Annotated in this window: 4 protein-coding genes; 2 read left to right on the top strand and 2 right to left on the bottom strand. The window is 66.3% G+C overall.

The genetic code is table 11. The annotated features are described in order from the left end of the window. Nucleotides 1-1,053 (bottom strand): sensor histidine kinase (locus AYR66_RS11880; RefSeq protein WP_141104228.1); only part of this gene is annotated, 1,053 nt, incomplete at its 3' end. After that, nucleotides 1,050-1,730, bottom strand: a complete 681-nt coding sequence (locus tag AYR66_RS11875) for a response regulator (protein ID WP_088707651.1) — start codon at nucleotides 1,728-1,730, stop codon at nucleotides 1,050-1,052. The genes AYR66_RS11875 and AYR66_RS11880, both read right to left, overlap by 4 nt. A gap of 198 nt (nucleotides 1,731-1,928) precedes the next feature. On the opposite strand from AYR66_RS11875, the gene AYR66_RS11870 reads away from it, so the two are divergent. Together AYR66_RS11870 and AYR66_RS11865 are read left to right on the top strand one after the other, a co-directional pair. Then, nucleotides 1,929-2,906, top strand: coding sequence for a tripartite tricarboxylate transporter substrate binding protein (locus AYR66_RS11870; protein WP_088709771.1), 978 nt, complete (start codon nucleotides 1,929-1,931; stop codon nucleotides 2,904-2,906). 29 nt (nucleotides 2,907-2,935) lie between these two features. Beyond that, nucleotides 2,936-3,781, top strand: an 846-nt coding sequence (locus AYR66_RS11865) for an AbrB family transcriptional regulator (RefSeq protein WP_141104227.1), incomplete at its 3' end; no start/stop codon positions are given.

Genomic DNA, 3,781 nt, shown 5'->3' with positions numbered 1-3,781 from the left:
GCGCTGTCCTTCGAAGGACAGGTCGATGTCTTTCTTGACGGCTTCGACCGCCAGTTCAAGGCCGACCTGGCGCGCCAGCCCGGTCAGTGAAACGTGCTGCAGCTCGCCCTCGGCGGCGCCATGCTCGGCGCGCGCGAGCGACAGCAGGCGGTTGGCGAGGTGCACGGTGGCATCGGTGGTGCCGGCGATGCCGCCGACCATGTCGCGCATCGCCTTCGGATCGGTTTCTCGCAGCGCGAGTTCGGCCTGGGTCTTGAGCACGGTGAGCGGCGTTCGCAACTGGTGCGAGGCATCGGCGATGAAGCGGCGCTGGCCGGCGATCAGGGCTTGCAGGCGGGCCATGTAGCCGTTCATCGCAGCCACCAGCGGGCGCACTTCGCGGTGCACCAGCGAGGGATCAAAATCGGCGAGGTCGGTCGGCTTGCGCGCCTCCACGTCGCCAGTCAGGCGCATCAGCGGCCGCAGCGCGAAGCGCACCGCGAACCACACCAGGATGGCGGCCGCGAGCACCAGCAGCGCCTCGCGCAGCAGGGTGTCGAACAGGATCTTGCGGGACAGGTCGCGCCGCGCCTCCAGCGACTCGCCGACCTGGATCAGCGCGATGCCACGGATGGTGTCGTCGTACACCGGCTGGTAGAGCGCGGCGATGCGTACCGGCTCGCCGCGGTACACGGCCTGGTAGAAGTAGACCAGCGCGGGATAGGCTTGCGAGCGCTGCGCATTCTTCGGCAGCGGCGGCAGGTCGTCGTAGCCGGACACGAAGTCGCCTTCGATGCCGGTTACCTTGTAGTAGATGCGTCCGAGGGTGTCGGTCTCGAAACTGTCGAGTGCGACATAGGGCACGTTGGCCACCACCTTGCCGTTGACGATAGACACGCGCTCCGACAGTGCGCGGGTGGAGGCGAGCAGCGAGCGGTCATAGGCGAGGTCGGCGGCCTCGATGGACGCGTGGTAGACGGTGACCGCGTCGATCGCGACCAGGATGGCGAGCGGAAAGATCAGCCACGCCAGCAGCTGGGCGCGCAGGCTGTCGAAGCGCGGCGGCGCGTTCACTGCGGCTTTTCTTCGAGCAGGTAGCCGAGGCCGCGCAATGTGGTGATGGCGACGCGGCCGGGTTCGCTGCGCTCCAGCTTCTTGCGCAGGCGGTGGATGTAGATTTCGATGGCGTCGACATTGGCTTCGTCGTCAAGCGCGAATACTTCATCGAACAGTTTCTCTTTCGGCACGGCGCGGCCGGCGCGGGTGAGGAGGACTTCGAGCACCCCATGTTCGCGTGGCGTCAGGGCGAGCGGCGCGCCGCCGTAGGTGAACATGCGCGACACGGTGTCGAAGGACAGCGCGCCGCAGTTCAGCACCACCGCTTCATTGCCCTGCGAGCGGCGCAGCAATGCCTTCACGCGCGCTTCGAGTTCGACCAGTTCGAACGGCTTGGCGAGGTAGTCGTCGGCGCCGAGGTTGAGGCCCTGCACGCGCTCGTTGAGGCCGCCGCGCGCGGTCAGCACCAGCACCGGCGTCTTGCTGCCGCGCGCGCGCATGCGCTTGAGCACTTCCAGGCCGTCCATCTTCGGCAGCGTGAGGTCGAGGATCACCAGCGCATACTCCTGCGTGTGCAGCAGCGCATCGGCATCGGCGCCGTTCATCGCGCACTCGACCGTCAGGCGCGCGTCCTGCAGCGCCTTGCTGACCCAGCGCGAGAGTTCGGCGTGATCTTCGACCAGGAGGATTCGCATAGTTGTTCGATTGAAAGCAGATTGAAAGCTTCGGCAGCGTATGGTGGTCTGTTGCACCCCTCGCGCAGCACGGAAGGCAAGCGCCGCGCGGTGTTGCCCATGATACGCAAGTTCATCCTGTTTGCAAAAACGGCCGCATTTGCCGCAACGCCGAATATGCAAGAATGGCGTGATCCCGAACGACGCACGAGATGCAAAATGACAATCCGCGCATGGCTCATCCTCTTCGCATTGCTGCTGGCCGCGCAAGCGGGCGCGCAGCCTGCGCGAGCGCCCGAATGCATCGTCCCCGCCAAGCCGGGCGGCGGCATGGACCTGACCTGCAAGCTGGCGCGCAAGGGATTGGAGCCGGTGGCGAAGCAGGCGCAGGTCGACGCGGCGCTGCGCATCAGTTACCTGCCCGGCGGCATCGGCGCGGTGGCGTGGAGTTCGGTGCTGTCGCAGCGGCGTGCCGAGCCGGATACGCTGGTGGCATTTTCCGGCGGCTCGCTGCTCAACCTCGCGCAGGGGAAATACGGCAAGGCGTCCGCTGCCGACGTGCGCTGGGTGGCCGCGCTGGGCACCGACTACGGCATGATCGCCGTACGCGAGGATTCGCCGTACAAGACGCTGCGCGAGCTGCTGGAGGCGATCAAGCGCACGCCGTCCTCCATCTCCATCGGCGCCGGCGGCACGGTGGGCAGCCAGGACTGGCTGAAGATGTCGGTGCTCATGAAGCAGGCAGGCGGCGATCCGAAATCACTACGCCTGGTGGCCTTCGAGGGCGGCGGGGAGTCGTTCACCGCATTGCTGGCCGGTTATGTGCAGGCGGTGTCGGGCGATGTGTCGGAAGCGGCACTGCATGCATCCAGCGGCAAGATCCGTGTGCTCGCCGTATTGGCGGACAAGCGGCTGCCGGGTCCGCTGGCCAATGTGCCGACCGCGCGCGAACAGGGTTTCGACCTGGCCTGGCCGATCATCCGCGGCGTGTACATGGGCCCGGGCGTGCCGGACAAGGAATACCGCAAGTGGGTTGTCGCCTTCGACAAGATGATGGCGCAACCCGCATTCGAACAACTGCGGGCGGCGCATGGTTTGTATCCGTTCTCGATGACGGGCGATGCGCTGACCGCCCATGTGAAAAATACCGTGGACGCGTACGGCAGGCAGGCGAAAGAGCTTGGGCTGGTGCGCTGACGCGACACTGCGCCCCGTAACAGAAGACCATGCCTTTTCTCCCGCGCGCCAAGCTGCGCCCCTTCCTGCTTTCCCTCGCCATCGGCTTCATTGCCGCACTGTTGTGCGATTGGGTCGACACGCCGCTGCCATGGATGATCGGCCCGCTGTTCAGCACTGCGATCGCGCGCATGGCCGGCCTGCCGCTCTACAACCCGGTGCAGGTGCGCGAAGCCGGGCAATGGGCGATCGGCACCGCGCTCGGGCTGTACTTCACGCCGCCGGTGCTGAGGGTGCTCGGCTCTTATATCGGCTATATCGCCGCCGCAGTGATCTTCGCCATCCTGCTCGGCATGTTCTGCGGCTGGCTGCTGCACCGGTTGTCAGGCGTGGAGCGGACGACAGCCTTCTTCGCCATGGCTGTGGGCGGCGCGTCGGAAATGGCGGCCCAGGGCGAGCGCCACGGCGCGAAGGTGGACCGTGTGGCGGCAGCGCACAGCCTGCGCATCATGATGGTGGTGGGCATCATTCCCTTCCTGTTCAAGTTCTCGGGCACGCACGGCAGCGACGTGTTCACGCCGGGCGCGCGCGTAGTCCACTATCCGGGGCTGTTGCTGCTGGTGCTGCTGACCAGCGCAGGGGCGTTGCTGCTCAAACGCACGCGCACGCCAAATGCGTGGGTGATCGGACCGCTGGCGGTAACGATTGCCTTGACGGCATCGCAAGTGAACCTGTCGGCCCTGCCCGAGTGGATGGTGCACCTCGGGCAGCTGTTCATCGGAATTTCATTGGGGACGCGCTTTTCGCCCGAGTTCCTGCATACGGCGCCGCGCTATCTCGCCAGCGTGGCACTCTGCTCGCTGGCGGCGATGGCGATTGCCGCCGGCTTCGCTTTC

The sequence above is a fragment of the Noviherbaspirillum denitrificans genome, from assembly GCF_002211445.1.
GTDB lineage: Bacteria > Pseudomonadota > Gammaproteobacteria > Burkholderiales > Burkholderiaceae_D > Noviherbaspirillum > Noviherbaspirillum denitrificans.
The sequence above is the reverse complement of the archived record's forward strand: the minus strand, read 5'-3'. Positions and strand labels throughout refer to the sequence as shown.

Coding starts and splice junctions, on each gene's coding strand:
- AYR66_RS11875 (WP_088707651.1), bottom strand. CDS start 1,730: ATGCGAATCCTCCTGGTCGAAGATCACGCCGAACTCTCGCGCTGGGTC.
- AYR66_RS11870 (WP_088709771.1), top strand. CDS start 1,929: ATGACAATCCGCGCATGGCTCATCCTCTTCGCATTGCTGCTGGCCGCG.